The sequence below is a fragment of the Actinocrispum sp. NPDC049592 genome (assembly GCF_040675465.1).
Taxonomy (GTDB): domain Bacteria; phylum Actinomycetota; class Actinomycetes; order Mycobacteriales; family Pseudonocardiaceae; genus Kibdelosporangium.
This window is the reverse complement of record NZ_JBFAPA010000005.1, coordinates 88,360-103,576: the sequence shown is the minus strand read 5'-3', so window position 1 is coordinate 103,576 and position 15,217 is coordinate 88,360. Positions and strand designations below refer to the sequence as shown.

Sequence of the window (15,217 nt, the reverse complement as noted above, 5' to 3'; positions counted from 1 at the left end):
GGGAAATCCTCCTCATCGTTTGCGCAGCCACCGCAGCAGACCCGCCAGGCCGGTGCCCGCGATGGCCGCGGCGCCGGCCAGCGCGGCAGTGGTGGCGGCGCGTCCGGGCGTACGGGGTCGCTGCGCGTAGATGTGCTCTGGTGTGTCGACCGGTTCGTCGATGTGCTCGGGCGCGGCGAGCAGCTCGGCCAGGTGGACGCCTTCGCGCCCGCCGCTGTTCAGCTCGTGGATCTGGGTGCGGCAACTGAACCCGTCGGCCAGGATCACCGTGTCCGCCTCGGTATCCCGGACCCGGGGGAGCAGAACCCGTTCCGCGCAGGCCTCGCTCACCTCGCGGTGACCCGGCTCGAAGCCGAAGTTGCCGGCCAGCCCGCAGCAGCCGGACTCCAGGTGCTCCACCCGGACACCCGCCTGCTGCAACAGTTTCTCGTCGGCGTCCCAGCCGAGGACCGCGTGCTGGTGGCAGTGCACCTGCGCGATCGCTCGGGTGCCGTCCGGCAGCGGCTTCGGCTCGTAGCCGTTGGAGTGCTCGGTGAGCAGCTCGGCCAGGGTCACCGTCTGCCGCTGGAGCCGCCGCACGTCCAGGTTCTCCGGGAACAGCTCCATGGCATCGGACCGGAACACCGCGGTACAGCTGGGTTCCAGCCCCAGGACCAGCCCGCCGGCCCGCAGGTGCGGGGCCAGGGTCTCGACCGTGCGGGTCAGGATCTTCTTGCCGGTGGCCAGCTGCCCGGTGGAGATCCAGGTCAGTCCACAACAGACCGGTTGCTCCGGAACGACCACCCGCCACCCGGCGTCCTCGACCAGCTGCACGGCCGCCCGCGCGATGCCGGGATGGAAGTGGTTGGTGAACGTGTCCGGCCACAACAGCACCGTGCCCCGCGAACCGGTCCCGCGCGGCTCATGGCGCTGGAACCACTGCTGGAACGTCTCCCCGGCGAACAACGGGATCTCGCGGTCCTCCACACCCGCGGCCGCCACGGCGAGGCGCGACAGCAGCGGCGCGTGGGTGACCGCGTTCACCACGGAGGCTAGCCGCGTCTTCGATACCAGCCGTGCCACCGCCGGCAACCAGCCCATGGACAGGTGCGCCCTCGGCCTGCGCCACTGCCGGTGCCGGTAGTGGTGGGCCAGGAACTCCGCCTTGTAGGTCGCCATGTCCACGTTGGCGGGGCAGTCGGTCTTGCATCCCTTGCACGCCAGGCACAGATCGAGAGCATCGCGGACCTCCTCAGACCGCCAGCCATTGGTGACCGGACCGTCGCTGTGGCCGTTGAGCATCTCGAACAACAGCCGGGCCCGGCCGCGGGTGGAGTGCTCCTCCTCGCCAGTGACCTGGTAGGACGGGCACATCACCTCATGGCCGGAGTTGGTGTGCTGGCGGCAGCGCCCGACACCGACGCACCGGTTGGCCGCCTCGGCGAACGAACCGCCGTCGTGCGGGTACCGGAAGTACGTGTCCTGTGGGGTCGCGGGCGCCCAGGCGGGGCCGAGCCGCAGGTTCTCCGCCGGGTCGTAGGGGGCGACGACCTTGCCGGGGTTCATCCGGTCGCGGGGGTCGAAGATCGCCTTGAGCCGGCCGAACGCCTCGGTGATCTGCTCGCCGAACATCTTGGGCAGCAGCGCCCCCCGCGTCTGGCCGTCGCCGTGTTCACCGGACAGCGAGCCACCGAACTCCACGACCATGTCCGCCGCCCGGTCCAGGAAATGCCGGTAGGTGGCCACTCCGTCGGCGCTGTACAGGTCGAACGGGATGCGGGTGTGCACGCAGCCCTGCCCGAAGTGCCCGTACAGGCTGGGCCCGGTGTCGCTGGCGTAGCCGAACTCCTCGTACAGCGCGGAAAGCCGGCGCAGGTAGTCGCCCAGCCGCTCGGGCGGCACCGCCGAGTCCTCCCAGCCCTCGAAGGTGTCCGGGCGGCCGGGGATGTGCGCGGTGGCGCCGAGCCCGGCCTCACGCACCTGCCACAGCTCGTGCTCCTGCCGGGGGTCGTCGAGCACCGCCACATCGGCCTGGTGGTCGCTGTCCTTCAGGTCGTCGAGCAGCTTCTGGGCACGGCTGTCGGCCTCGTCGGTGGTCTCGCCACCGAACTGGATCATCAGGAACGCCCGGCCGCGGGGCATGTGGTCGAGGGCGCCCGGGTTGAGGTGCTTGATCCGTTCGTCCCGGATCAGCTTGGCGTCCAGGCCTTCCAGCGCGATCGGTTCGTGCGGCAGGATCTTCGGCACCGCGTCGCCCGCCTTGTCCACGCTGGGGTACCCCAGCACGACCAGGGTCCGCTTCTTGACCACCGGGACCAGCTTCAGCTTCGCCCGCAGCACGGTGACCAATGTGGACTCGCTGCCCACCAGCAGGCCGGCGATGTCGAACCCGTGCTCCGGCAGCAGGGAGTCGAGGTTGTAGCCGGACACCCGGCGGGGGATGTCCGGGAAACGCCGCCGGATCTCCTCGGCATAGGTATCGCGCAGCTCGCGCAGGCGGCGGTAGAGCGTGGACCGCTTGTTGCCGTGGCGTTCGATCTCGGCGTACTCGTCGTCGCTGGTCGGCCCGCACCAGAACCGGGTCCCGTCGTAGCAGACCACCTCCAGCGCGGCGATGTTGTCGACCACCTTGCCGGTGCGCTGGGCCGTGGCGCCGCAGGAGTTGTTGCCGATCATCCCGCCGAGCGTGCAGTTCATGTGCGTGGCCGGTTCCGGGCCGAACCGCAGCCCGGTGTCCTTGAGCTGCCGGTTGAGCTCGTCGAGCACGATCCCCGGCTGCACCACACAGGTTCGCTCGTCCTCGTCGACCGACTCGACGCGGTTGCAGTACTTCGACCAGTCGATCACCACGGCCGCGTTGGCGCACTGGCCCGCGAGGCTGGTCCCCCCGCCCCGCGACAGCAACGGGGCGTCGTACTCGCGTGCGACGGCGACCGCTTCCGCCGCGGCCTCCGGTGAACGCGGCACGACGACCCCGATCGGCACCTGGCGGAAGTTCGACGCGTCAGTCGAGTAGGCGGCCCGGCTGCCCACGTCGAACCGCACCTCGCCGTCCACACGACCGCGCAGTGCCGCCTCCAGCCGGGCGGTGTCGACCGCCGGGCGCTGATCGGGCCGGACCACCGGGTCCGGCAGGTCGGTCATTGCCATCTGAGTTCCACTCCGTGTCTACCATAATTGCGTGACGCAAACGTCGACGACCGAAGATGACGCCTCCACCGCCTTGGCTACCCTCCGGGCCATGGTCGCAATCGCCGATTCGACCGTGGAAAAAGCGACCGGGCAGCTGACGTTGACCCAGTTCCGGGCGTTACGGACAACTGTGACGCTCACCCCGGTCACGATGACCCGGGTGGCCCAGGAACTGGACATCACGCCGTCCTCGGTCACCCGGGCGTGTGAACGCCTGGTCACCGCCGGTTTGCTGCAGAAAGCACCCAACCCGCTGAACAGGCGGGAGATCCTGCTCGCGCCGACCGCCGCGGGGCGGCAGACGGTGAATCGTGTCGACCAGGACCGGCGCGCCGCGCTGACCGCCATCCTGGACCGGTTGCCGCCCGAGGTGCGCGCATCGGTCGTGGCCGCATTCGGTCATTTCGCACGAGCGGCGAACAAATCCACGACAAGCTGAAACTTGCGAGACGCAAGTAAACTCAATGTTTGATGCCCCGGTACGGGGGTAAACAGAATGGCTCGCGGGACGCCCGATACGCAGGTTCGATCTGACGTGGACCGGGTAGCCCTGCGGCATGCGGTTGCGGCGTAGTGATCCGGCTGGGCCGGGACTGACCAGACGGCGGCGTGGACGCGGATGGGTCTACCTGACCCACACCGGCGAACCCGCCGATGAGGACGCGCGCGGGCGCGCCAGCTCGCTGGTGATCCCACCGGCGTGGCGGGACGTGTGGATCTGCCCGTACCCGAACGGTCACATCCAGGCGGTGGGCACCGATGACGCCGGCCGCCGGCAGTACATCTACCACGAGGAATGGCGCAGGCAGCGCGACGAGCAGAAACACGAGCGCGTGCTCGAGCTGGCCGAACACCTGCCCCAGTTCCGCAAGGCGATCGAGGACGATCTCAACGGGCGGGGCCTGACCTGTGAACGGGTGCACGGCGGGGCGCTGCGGATGCTGGATCGCGGGGTGTTCCGGACCGGCGGCGAGGAGTACGCCGACGACAGCCGCGGGGTCGCGACCCTGGTCAAGGACGACGTCACGATCGTGCGAGGCGAGCTGCGGTTCGGGTTCATCGCCAAGGGCGGGCTGGAGCGGCGGCTGCGGATGAGGGACCCCTTGCTGGTCAAGCTCGTGCGGTCGCTGCGGCGGGCCGCGGCGGACACCGACCGGCTGCTGGTCTACCGGGCCGGCCGCACCTGGCGGGAAGTGCACGCGGACACGATCAACACCCGGTTCAAGGAGCTGACCGGCGAGCAGTTCACCGCCAAGGACCTGCGCACCTGGAACGCCACCGTGCTGGCCGCCGTGTCGTTCGCCGAGGCCGGCCTGCCGAAGTCCAAGACCGCTCGCAAAAGAGCCGAGGTCGCCGCGTTCGACCGGGTCGCCGAACAGCTCGGCAACACCAGGGCGGTGGCCAAGCGGTCCTATGTGGATCCGCGGGTGGTCGACGCGTTCGGTGAGGGCAGGACGATCGACCTGACCGAGGTCGACGGCCGCGAGGACATCGAACGAGCCGTGCTGAAGCTGCTCGCCGACTAGTTTCCGGGGACTGCGCCGGGGTACTCCAGAGCAGGAGTCTGTGCGGAGGAAGGGACGGCTGTGTCCAGGGTTGTGGTGATCACAGGGGCGAGTGGGGGAGTCGGGCGGGCGACGGCCCGCGAGTTCGCGCGCCGGGGCGACAAGGTCGCGTTGCTCGCGCGTGGGCAGTCCGGTCTGGACAGTGCGGCCGCCGATGTGCGGGCCGAGGGCGGCGAGCCGATCGTGGTGCCGGTCGACATGGCCGACCACCGCGCGGTGGAGGCCGCGGCCCAACGGGTCGAGGACGAGCTGGGGCCGATCGACGTGTGGGTGAACGACGCGTTCACCGGGGTGTTCGCCCCGGTCACCGAGATCGCGCCGGAGGAGTTCCAGCGGGTGACCGAGGTCAGCTACCTCGGTTACGTCTACGGGACCAAGGCCGCGCTCAAACGGATGCTGCCCAGGAACTCCGGGGTGATCGTGCAGGTCGGTTCGGCGCTGGCCTATCGCGGGATCCCGTTGCAGTCGGCCTACTGCGGCGCCAAGCACGCGATCCAGGGGTTCCACGACTCGCTGCGCTGCGAGTTGCTGCACGCCAAGACGAAGGTGCGGGCGACGATGGTGCAGCTGCCGGCGGTGAACACGCCCCAGTTCGGCTGGGTGAAGTCGCGGCTGCCGAAGCGGGCCCAGCCGGTGCCGCCGATCTACCAGCCCGAGGTGGCCGCGCGCGCGATCGTGCGAGCCGCGGACCGGCCACGGCGGCGCGAGTACTGGGTGGGAATGTCCACTGTGGCCACCTTGATCGGCGACAAGGTCGCTCCCGGTCTGCTGGACCACTACCTGGCCCGCACCGGTTTCTCGTCGCAGCAGACCGACAAACCGCGCGATCCGCACCAGCCCGCGAACCTGTGGGAGCCGGCGGACGAGCGTTCCGGCACCGACCAAGGCGCCCACGGCGATTTCGACGAGGTGGCGCACGACCACAGCCCGCAGCAGTGGATGAGCAAGCACCGCGGCATAGTCGCGGGCAGCGCGGTGGCAGCGGCGGCGGTCGCCGCGGTCGCGATCCGGAGACATTGATGGGCGATGTCCAGTTGTGTCCGACGTGGACGGAGACGGCGTGGGGTCGCGTACACGCGTTGACCGCCGGTTCGCCGGACGTGGGGGAGCTGGTCGTGGTGCCGGGACTCGGTGTCTCGGCGTACTTGCGGGAAAGCGTGGTCTGCGCCGCCAACGCCGGGTACCGGGCGTGGCTGCCGGACCCGCCTGGGTTCGGCGGCAGCGGGAACCCGCCGCGCCCGTTGACGATTCCGGACATCGCCGCCGCGCTCGTACACTGGCTGCGGTTGCGGGAGCTGCGCTCGGTCGTCCTGATCGGACACTCCTGCGGGACCCAGGTCGCCGCGCAGATGGCCGTACTGGCGCCCGATCTGGTCGATCGGCTGGTGCTGGGCAGCCCCACGGTCGATCCGCGCTACCGGTCCTGGCCGCGCGCGGTGATCCGGTGGCGGCGTGACGGGCGGCTGGAACCAGCGTCGCTGGTGCGGACCCAGCGGCCGGAATGGCGCCGGGCCGGGGTGCTCCGGCTCATGCGGCTGGCCCGGTCAATGATGACCAACGACCTGGAGACCACGCTGGCGCAGGTGTCCTGCCCGGTCACCGTCCTGCGGGGCGACCAGGATCCGTTGTGCACCAGGCAATGGGCGCGTGACCTGGCCGACGACTTCGTCGAGGTTCCCGGGCCGCACGCCTTTCCCTACGAGACACCGGATGTCTGGGTGAAGGGAGTTCGCGGTGACTGTCGAACCTGACAAGGCGATCGCCGCGTTCGACTCGGCGAGCGCGATGCTGGCGGCCACCAGCCGCGGGCTCACCGGGCAGCCGTTCGACCGTGCCGGCAAGGGACCACTGTTCGGAGCCACCCTCCGGGCCGCCAACCTGCTGCCCAGACCGATCCGGCAACGCCTGTACGCCTTCGCCGGTGGCGCCGAAGGCGTCACGCCCGAACAGCTGGGCGAGATCGACATGGGCGCGGTCGCCGAATGGGTCACCGGCCACTACCCGGCCGCCAGGTACCCCGGGCTGCTGCTGGGATCGTCCAACGGCGCCGCGGTTCATCTCGCGACCGCGCTGGGCATGCCCTGGCTGCCGCAGACCCTGCTGATCCCGGTCCGCTGGCGGGGCAACGACCCCGGCCGGCCCGACCGGGCACTGGACTTCGGCGCGACTGTGGCACCGGCTTTGTTGCGGCGCAACAACGACATCGCGCTGCACCACATGCACGACGCCAACCAGGACCGGCTGATGATCGGGCAGATGGCGTACTTCCGGGTCAAACGCCAACGGCTCGGCGACGCCTACGAACGGTTCATCCGTGACCGCCTCGCCGCCGACGCGCCGATCATCGTCCTGGCCGACGAATCGACCTGGCCGGTCAGCAACGTGGCCGAGCGGCACGTCTTCCAGGTCGGCGCTCAGGGTGGCATCGGGCCGGAGGACTACGACCGGCACGGCATCGTCCCGGATGACGAGTCTCCCGAGGCCGAATGGGGCTTCGACAGCGCCTTGCTCGATGACGTCCATCGGATCGCCGCTGAGACGGGCCATCCGGTGCATGTTGTTCGCTACCCCGAGCCGCACGCGTTGTCCGGTCCGGTCGCGAACCTGTACCACTCCTGGCTCGGCACCGAGCATCCACGGCTGCTGGTCGAGTCGTTCCTGCTGATCGACCCAACCCGGACCCTCGAGGCCGGGCTGGTTGCACTGTGGACGATGTTCCCGGTCGAGTCCGCGGTACGGGCCACCGTCGACCATGTCCAGTCGGCACCCGGCCGGTACCGCTCGGTCCACGTCGGCCTGTTCCCGCACGGCGTCGAGTCGAAAGGGATCGCCATGCCGTCGTTGTGGCAGAAGGCGTTGCCGGGCGTGGACTTCTTGGGTGTGGACGTTCACAGGTACCCAGCGGACTTCGCCGCGCTGACCCGCTATGGCGCGGAACTCCGTCGCCTGCCCAAGGTCGGAAGTCCCGCGCCGGGCACACTGCCGCTCGACCACGTACTGGCCGAGTTGGACAGTGCCACCGGGTTAACTCTTGTGCCGCCGCCGCATGTTCAGCAGTAGCCGGAGCAGAATCAGGGACGCCAGCACCGCCAGGAGGACCTTCCCGCGCGCGGCGGCCTTGTGGACCAACGCGTCCACGGTCTCGGTGATCTCCGCACGGGTGGCGTGCCGGTCGGTCCGCACCTGATCGTGCGTCGAAGGGAAGTCGGTCACTTCCGCACTCCGCGCTGGATCGCCTGAATGTCCTCGCGCACCCCGGCGACCGCCTCCTCGGGCACCGGCGGCACCGCCTTGGTGATCTGCGACTTGCCGACCAGCCCGGTGAGACCGGCGAGGATCACCAGTGCGCCGCCCACCAGCAACGCCGCCAGCCACGCGGGCATCACCAGCGCGATGGCCAGCACCGCCGCGGCCACCAGCGTCCCGCCGCCGAGCAGACCGAGCACACCGGCCACGCCGAGCGCCCCGGCACCGATACCCATCTTCTTGCCCTTGGTCCGCATCTCCAGGACGGCCAGCTTGATCTCGTCGCGCACCAGGCGCTTGAGCTCATCGGCGAGATCACCCACCAGCTGCCCCACCGACCGTTCCGACGCCGGCTGCTTGTTCACCTCTTCGATCACGGCGCACCTCCCACCCGCCGGGTACCCGGCGGACGCCTCCGCAACCACCGGCCTGCCGCCGTGCCAGACTGGCCTATGCGGCCCAATCTCGACCGGATTCCCGGCGACCAGGACTTCGTCCCTGACTACGGATGACCTGACGGTCACTTCAGGCGGGGCAGGGCCTCCTGGGCGGCGTGGCTCAGCGTGCGGAGGTCGGCCATGAACCGCTCGCGATGGTCGGCGGGCAGCGGCTCCAGGAAGTACCGCTTGATGTTCTCCAGGTGCACACGGGAAGCGGCGACGGTGGTCTGCTCGCCCTTGGCGGTGAGGCGGACCAGGCGGGCCCGGCGGTCGGCCGGGTCGCCGGTGCGTTCGACGAGCCCGGCCGCCACCATCCGGTCGATCAGGCGGGTGACGCCGCCGGTGGTCAGCACCTGCGCCTGGGCGATGCTGCCCATTGGCAGGCCGGGCTCGCCGGCGCGGCCGAGGATGAGCAGGACCTCGTACATCAGGTGGGTGATTCCGAACTCCTCCTCGATGGCCCGGCCGAGAATGTACTCCAGCCGGTTGGCCGCGCCCTGCAACCGTCCGAACGCGACGACCAGCTCGTGGCCGGCGGCCTCGTTGGCCGTGGAGATCTCCGCCCGCTTGCCCACGCCTCACCGCTCCTCGTGCTCAGACCATCGCTTCGCGGACCTTAGCGGTGTCCACGAACTGTTCGAACCGGACGATCCTGCCACCGCGCACCACGAAGTGATGGGCGACGCGGACGGCGATGTCCTTGCCGGTGGCCTTGTTCGTCGCCGTGTACCGCGCGAGGACCACCACGTTCTCGCCGTCGACGACGTAGGTGTCGTCGTGGGCGGTCCAGCCGTCCCAATCGGCGGCCAGCTTTTCCATCACGTTGCTCGTGACACCGGTCGGCGTGCGATATGTGCCGGCCAACGGGAAACCGGCCATCTCGGTCCACTCGACGTCGGGCGCGAGCGTGTCGCGGAGTGCTTCGAGGTCGCCCGCGGCGGACGCGAGGTACTGGCGGCGCACGACGGCCGCGGGGGTGAAGTCGTTGTCTGCCATGGTGATCAGCCCCAAGTCAGTTCGCCCTTGGCCACCTTGGCGCCGATCTGTGCCGCGATCAGCATGCCGTGGCCGGGGTAACGGGAGGTCAGGGTCTCGGTGAGGGCGGCGCCGTCCGCGGCCGCGGCGAGTTCCTTCTCGAACGTGACCAGGTACTCGCGCGTGGCGGCGATGGCCGTGCTGTCCGCTGGTGTGCCAGGAAGGCGGTGCCCGGGCACGACCAGCACCGGGTCGAGCGCGGCCATCTCGTCCAGCAGCCGGATCCAGGCGGAACGCTGCTCCGGTTGAGGCGTGTCGGCGACCCACACATGCTCCTGCTGGAACACCAGGACGCCGCCGACGATCGCGCGGTCCTCCGGCTGCCACAGGTAGTGCCGGTCCGGCAGTTCGGGCGAACCGCCGCGCAGCTGGAAACTGTTGCCTTCCAACGCGATGTCCCCCGAGAGCGGGGTGATCTCCACCAACCGGGCCGGCAGGTTCGCCCCGAGGTGTGCCCACGCCGTCAACTTGCCCTCGTAGGAGTGCTTTATGTGCTCGATGACTTGCGGCGTCGCGAGGAACACCGCATCGGCAAACGCGTCGGCCACGACCTCCGCCCCGAAGTAGAAGTCCGGATCGCCGTGGCTGATCAGGACGGTGGTCAGCCGCTTGCCGGAGTCGAGGATCCGGGCGACCAGCCGGTGCCCGTCGGCGCGGGTGAAACCGGCATCCACCAGCAGTGCGTCGTGCTCACCGGTGATCAGGGTGGCCGTCTTGTTCTTGCTGCCGGCCGGGAAGTCGAGGTCCAGCACGTGGTAGTCAAGAGTGCTCATGTCTGACTGAACAGAATCTGACATGTCAGGTATTTCGGTGGCACTGGTGACGTCGGTTACACCTTGATCGTCGTGCCTCCTTGAAAGGCGCCGTCCGATGAGGAGAATTCCGGGGTGGACGGTGGGCGCCGGTGCCTTGCCGCCTGGAGGGACCGGTGATGAGCCGTCAGTACTGGGCGATGGTCGTTCTGTCGTTATGCCTCGCGGGGTGCGGGGCGCGAACGGAGGGCTCCGGGTCGCCGGGTGGTGCGCCGCTGGTGCCCGTCCAGCCGGCCGCGCCGCCGACCAGCGACGCCGGGCTGAACGGCAACTGTGCGGCCATCGTGTCGCGGCGGGTGAGTGAGGGCGTCGCCCCGCAGCCCTTGTGCCTGCCGGTGAATGGGTCGCTGCGGCTGACCATGGACGAGTCCGTGCCGCTGGCCAGCTCGGATGCCAAGATCCTCAGCTGCGCCGCGGATGCGGGCAAGGATGTGCTCTGCTCGCCGCATGTACCGGGAACGGTCACGGTCAGTGCCACCAAAGAAGCCTCGTTCAAGTGGGAGCTGCGAGTCACCGTGGTGGCGAACGGCTTGAACTGAGAAGAAGTTCGCATATCGGGCGTGTCCATTGTGGATGCTCACGGCGCCCGTCCGGTGACACTGTGTACCGGCACCGAGTTTTGCCACGAATGGCCCTTGTGTGATCCCGGTCACGGAGAGAGACTCTCGCGCGGTCCCCTCCGGCGACATGGGAGTCCTCATGGTGCGCTTATTTTCCCGTGCGCGTTTATCGGCGATAGCGGCAACTGTCCTTGTGCTACCCGCGTTTTCCGTGGCGCCGCCGGTCGTGGCCGCGCCGGTTGGAGATGACACACCGGTTCTGCTCCACCCGAAGGGGGAGCGCGAGGACGGTTCCGACGAGAACGGCAGCTTCGACAAGCTGCGCGACGCGTACTACTGGAGCCGCCTGCTCGCGGGTGACGACGAACTGACCCTGGAACAGGCCGCGGGCCTGAGATCCAAGGCGTCGGGCGACGCCAACACCCTGGAGGCCGAGACCCAGCGCGGCGTGGCCCGGGGCGGGACCTGGGTCAACACCGGGCCGGACCCGATCGTTCAGGTCGGCCGGACCAGCAACACCTTCCAGGCGGTCTCCGGCCGCATCGGCGCACTGGCCATCCGCAACGACGGCACGATCGTGCTCGGCGCGGCGCAGGGCGGCATCTGGACCTATGACAGCGCGAGCGGAACGTGGACGTCCCGTACCGCCGACACTTCGACGCAGTCCGTCGGCGCGCTGGCCATCGCCCCGAGCAACGACAAGATCATCTACGCCGGGTCCGGCGAGGGCGCGTTGTCCGGCGACAGCTACTACGGCGACGGCGTCTACAAGTCCACCGACGGCGGCGTGACCTGGGCGCGCGTCTCCGGTGACCTGTTCAACGGGCAGGCCAGTGCGGCCATCGAGGTCGACCCGGCCAACCCCGACCACGTCTACCTCGCCACGGTGCGTGGGCGAGGTGGCGCGCGGCGCACGACCCATCCGGCGACGGCCCAGTTCGGTGTGTGGGAGTCCCGTGACGGCGGCCGGAACTGGAAGCTGGACAAGGGCACGACCGACGAGCTGCACGGCGCCACCGACCTGGTGATGGACCCGCGCAACCCGCGCAACCTGTGGGCATCCTTCTGGGGTGACGCCATTTACCGGTCCACCGACGGTGGTGCGACGTGGACCAACGCCCTGGGCAACCTGCCACCCGGCAACTTCCTCGAGGGCGGCACGAGGTTCGCGTTAGGACTGTCGCATCCGAACGGTGCGGCGAGCCCGACCATCTACACCAACTACGACTACTTCGACCTGACCGACGCGTACCACGCCTCGCGTGTGTGGAAAACCACCGACGGCGGCACCACGTGGACTCTCACCGGTGCGGGCACCGGAGCCGATGCGGTAGCCGGTTCCTGTGGCACGCAATGCTTCTACGACAACTTCGTCAGGCCGGACCCGACCGACCCGAACACCGTGTACGTCGGCGGCAGCTACGGCTACAACAACTCCCCGCAGTCCGGCGGCGTCTACCGCAGCACCGACGGCGGGGCGACCTGGAAGAGCCTGGGCTACGACCTGCACCCGGACTTCCACGCGTTCGCGTTCCAGCCCAACAACACCCAGCACATCGCGATCGGCAACGACGGCGGTATCTGGCAGTCGGCCACCGGCGGCGGGCGAAAGGGCGCCGCCGACCCGCTTTCCGCCGCCCAGTGGGAGAACCTGAACGGCACGGTCGACGCGGCCACCGGCGCGCTGGTGCACTCGAGCGGCCTGCGGATCACCCAGTTCACCAGCATGGCAACGGTTCCGCAGGTGCCCGGCCAGTACTGGGGCGGCACGCAGGACAACGGGACCTTGCGCAAGTCGCTGGCCAACACCCGGTGGTTCGACCAGGCGGGCGGCGACGGCGGCCAGGTGCTGGTGGACCAGACCACCACCAACCCGCTCAACCCGAACCTGCCCGCGTACGTGTTCGGCACGTTCTTCGGCATCTCGCCGTACCGGTACGACCCGTCCGAGGTGGGCACGTTCTTCGGCAACGAGCCGATCGACGGCGGCATCAACCTGCAGGACCGTGCCGAGTTCTACGTGCCGTGGGTGCAGAACCGCAGCAACCCCAACCAGATCTTCCTGGGCACCTACCGGTTGTACCGCACCAACAACGCCGAGGCGCCGTCCGCGGGTGACGTGCACTTCGACACCATCAGCCCGGACCTGTCCACCGGCTGCCCGGGCGCGGCGCCCAACGGTGCCCGTGGCTGCTTCATCAGCGCCATCGGGCTCGCCGAGGGCGGCGACGGTGTGTACGTCGGCACCGATGACGGTGTCGTGTCGGTCAGCCCGAACGCGGTCACGTCGAACACCCCGAGCTGGACGCGGGTCGGGCAGAACGTGCTGCCGAACCGGCCGATCACCCAGTTCGCCGTGGACCGCTCGAACTGGCGGGTCGCGTATGCCTCCTACGCCGGTTTCGGTGCCGCCACCCCGCGCAACCGCGGTCACGTGTTCAAGACCACCGACGGCGGGCGGCATTGGCAGGACATCAGCGGCCGGCTGCCGGACGTCCCGGTGAACTCGATCATCCTGGACCCATCCGACGACAACACGCTCTACATTGGAACGGACGTCGGCCCGTTCAGCACCCGCAACGGTGGCCAGACGTGGAAGCGGCTGGGCAACGGGATGCCGAAGGTGTCCACCTGGCAGCTCGACTACGACCCGAGCCACGCCGTCCTGGCCGCGGGCACGCACGGCCGTGCCGCGTACACATTGGACACCGGAGTGTCCACTCCGGCCCTGGTTGTGTCCACTTCGGACAGTGGCCTGCCGGTCGGCCCGGGGAGTCTGGTCAACTACAAGGTCACCGTGTCGAACATCGGGAACGCGGCGGCCACCGGGGTCCGGCTGGACGTGCCGTTGCCCGACCGGACCAGTTTCGTGTCCGCGGCCAACGGTGGCACGTTCCGGGACAACACGATCAGGTGGCGGGGCCTGTCGGTTCCGGCCGGTGGCAGCACTTCGGTGTCCTTCACCGTGCGGATCAGCAACCGGCTGCCCTCGACGGTCACCTCGATCGTCAACGACGGCATCACGGTGAAGTCCGACCAGGGTGTCGACGCCTCCAGCAGCCCGCACACCGTGCCGATCGCGCCCGCGCACAGCGTGGTCGTGTCGGCGGATGAGCAGAAGGGCGGCGCTCGGGTCGGCTCTGACGCGAGCTTCACCGTGCACGTCACCAACAAGGGCTTCCAGCCGGACAGCTACGCGTTGTCCACCACGGGAGCCTGGACGGCCAACACCTTCGACGCCACCTGCACCACACCCAGCCCCACGACACCGACTGTGGCGCCGGGGAGCAGCGTTGACGTCTGTGTGAAGGTCAGTGTGCCCGCCAACGCGGCGAACGATTCGACCAGTGACACCACGTTGACCGCGAAGTCCAACGGGGACAACACGGTCACCGGGTCGGTCACGCTGACCACCATCGCGGTGTCGACGGACACCTTGGTGGTCGATGAGGATCTCGGCGCACCGAACGTCCAGCAGTTCTACCTGGATGCTTTGGCTGCCAACGGAACCGCGACCGGCTACTGGGACCTGTCCGCCGATCCGGTGTTGCCGCGGTCGTACGTGACAGCGCACCGCAACGTGGTCTGGTTGACGGGTAACACCTATCCGGGACCGATCACCCCGTACGAGGGCGTGCTCAAGGCGTTCCTCGACGGCGGCGGACGACTGTTCATGTCGGGCCAGGACATCCTGGACCAGGCGGCGGGCACGACCGCGTTCGTGCGTGACTACCTGCACATCTCCTGGGACGGCACGGAACGCCAGAACGACAAGCCGACCGCCGCGGTGCATGGCGTGGCGGGCAGCGCCGTCAGCGACGGCATCGGCGCTGTCCCGATCGACCACAGCGTGCTGGGCGCGACCTTCGAGGACCAGGTCACCCCCATCGCCCCGGCACAGTCCGCGTTCACCGATGACACCGGCGCCATCGACGGCCAGACCGTCACCGCCGGCAGCTACAAGGTCGTCTTCCTGGCCTTCCCGTTCGAGGCCTATGGATCGGCGGCCCAGAAGGCGGACCTGATGCACCGGGTCCTGACCTACTTCGGCTGACCCCCGACACCAGTGCACCCCGGCCCCATCCGGCCGGGGTGCACTGGTGTTATAAGTGGTCCTAAGAAAGTGCGAGGTGTCATGGCACAGGAACCGGAACGGATCTTGTTCACGCTCGATCCCGACCAGCACCAAGATCAGATCCTGGCCATCGCCGAGCGCGATGGAGTGGCATACCGCAGAAGAAAATCCCTACCTCCGGGCCCGGCGCTGGCTGCGTCGCGACGTTCCCAAGGAGAAGGTCGGTGACGCCCTGCGCTTCGTGGTCAAGGCCACGACGGGTCTGGGTGGCTGAGGGCGGCCTCGAACCGGGTCTTTCAAGAGCGTCTAAAGG

14 protein-coding genes are annotated in these 15,217 nt (G+C 69.1%); 8 read left to right on the top strand and 6 right to left on the bottom strand.

Annotated elements, in window-relative coordinates; translation table 11 throughout:
• Nucleotides 1-12 precede the first annotated feature (12 nt).
• Entirely contained in the window at nucleotides 13-3,129 is a 3,117-nt protein-coding gene (locus AB0J95_RS15230) for an FAD-binding and (Fe-S)-binding domain-containing protein (RefSeq protein ID WP_364757403.1), read from the bottom strand.
• A gap of 91 nt (nucleotides 3,130-3,220) precedes the next feature.
• On the opposite strand from AB0J95_RS15230, the gene AB0J95_RS15225 reads away from it, so the two are divergent.
• The 5 genes from AB0J95_RS15225 (at nucleotide 3,221) to AB0J95_RS15205 (ending at nucleotide 7,796) form a co-directional block, all read left to right on the top strand.
• On the top strand, nucleotides 3,221-3,610 hold the full coding sequence (locus AB0J95_RS15225) for a MarR family transcriptional regulator (protein WP_364757401.1): 390 nt from the start codon (nucleotides 3,221-3,223) through the stop codon (nucleotides 3,608-3,610).
• A gap of 118 nt (nucleotides 3,611-3,728) precedes the next feature.
• Nucleotides 3,729-4,697, top strand: coding sequence for a DNA topoisomerase IB (locus AB0J95_RS15220; RefSeq protein WP_364757399.1), 969 nt, complete (start codon nucleotides 3,729-3,731; stop codon nucleotides 4,695-4,697).
• A gap of 60 nt (nucleotides 4,698-4,757) precedes the next feature.
• Nucleotides 4,758-5,756, top strand: a complete 999-nt coding sequence (locus AB0J95_RS15215; protein WP_364757397.1) for an SDR family oxidoreductase — start codon at nucleotides 4,758-4,760, stop codon at nucleotides 5,754-5,756.
• Nucleotides 5,756-6,487, top strand: coding sequence for an alpha/beta hydrolase (locus AB0J95_RS15210; RefSeq protein WP_364757395.1), 732 nt, complete (start codon nucleotides 5,756-5,758; stop codon nucleotides 6,485-6,487). The genes AB0J95_RS15215 and AB0J95_RS15210 overlap by 1 nt, the downstream gene beginning before the upstream one ends.
• Nucleotides 6,471-7,796, top strand: a complete 1,326-nt coding sequence (locus AB0J95_RS15205; RefSeq protein ID WP_364757393.1) for a hypothetical protein — start codon at nucleotides 6,471-6,473, stop codon at nucleotides 7,794-7,796. Before AB0J95_RS15210 ends, AB0J95_RS15205 begins: the two co-directional genes overlap by 17 nt.
• Here AB0J95_RS15205 and AB0J95_RS15200 read toward each other — a convergent pair.
• The 5 genes from AB0J95_RS15200 to AB0J95_RS15180 all read right to left on the bottom strand — a co-directional run bounded on the left by AB0J95_RS15200 (nucleotide 7,761) and on the right by AB0J95_RS15180 (nucleotide 10,230).
• Entirely contained in the window at nucleotides 7,761-7,949 is a 189-nt protein-coding gene (locus AB0J95_RS15200; RefSeq protein WP_364757391.1) for a hypothetical protein, read from the bottom strand. The genes AB0J95_RS15205 and AB0J95_RS15200 overlap by 36 nt on opposite strands.
• Nucleotides 7,946-8,359 (bottom strand): phage holin family protein, encoded by a 414-nt coding sequence (locus AB0J95_RS15195; protein ID WP_364757389.1) that lies wholly within the window; start codon nucleotides 8,357-8,359, stop codon nucleotides 7,946-7,948. Before AB0J95_RS15195 ends, AB0J95_RS15200 begins: the two co-directional genes overlap by 4 nt.
• 143 nt (nucleotides 8,360-8,502) lie before the next feature.
• A complete protein-coding gene (locus tag AB0J95_RS15190; protein ID WP_364757387.1) occupies nucleotides 8,503-8,997 on the bottom strand; it encodes a MarR family transcriptional regulator in 495 nt (164 codons plus the stop codon).
• A 19-nt stretch (nucleotides 8,998-9,016) separates the two neighbouring features.
• Nucleotides 9,017-9,418 (bottom strand): nuclear transport factor 2 family protein, encoded by a 402-nt coding sequence (locus tag AB0J95_RS15185; protein ID WP_364757385.1) that lies wholly within the window; start codon nucleotides 9,416-9,418, stop codon nucleotides 9,017-9,019.
• A gap of 5 nt (nucleotides 9,419-9,423) precedes the next feature.
• Nucleotides 9,424-10,230, bottom strand: coding sequence for an MBL fold metallo-hydrolase (locus AB0J95_RS15180; RefSeq protein WP_364757383.1), 807 nt, complete (start codon nucleotides 10,228-10,230; stop codon nucleotides 9,424-9,426).
• Nucleotides 10,231-10,388: 158 nt separating this feature from the next.
• Here AB0J95_RS15180 and AB0J95_RS15175 point away from each other — a divergent pair, with 158 nt between their 5' ends.
• The 3 genes from AB0J95_RS15175 (at nucleotide 10,389) to AB0J95_RS15165 (ending at nucleotide 15,178) form a co-directional block, all read left to right on the top strand.
• On the top strand, nucleotides 10,389-10,808 hold the full coding sequence (locus AB0J95_RS15175) for a hypothetical protein (RefSeq protein WP_364757381.1): 420 nt from the start codon (nucleotides 10,389-10,391) through the stop codon (nucleotides 10,806-10,808).
• A 232-nt stretch (nucleotides 10,809-11,040) separates the two neighbouring features.
• Complete coding sequence (locus tag AB0J95_RS15170) at nucleotides 11,041-14,883, top strand: FixG Ig-like domain-containing protein (protein WP_364757379.1); 3,843 nt, start codon at nucleotides 11,041-11,043, stop codon at nucleotides 14,881-14,883.
• Between the two features lie 163 nt (nucleotides 14,884-15,046).
• Nucleotides 15,047-15,178 carry a hypothetical protein gene (locus AB0J95_RS15165; RefSeq protein WP_364757377.1) on the top strand — a complete coding sequence of 44 codons (132 nt, stop codon included), beginning with the start codon at nucleotides 15,047-15,049 and terminating at the stop codon, nucleotides 15,176-15,178.
• The last annotated feature ends 39 nt before the right edge of the window (nucleotides 15,179-15,217 follow it).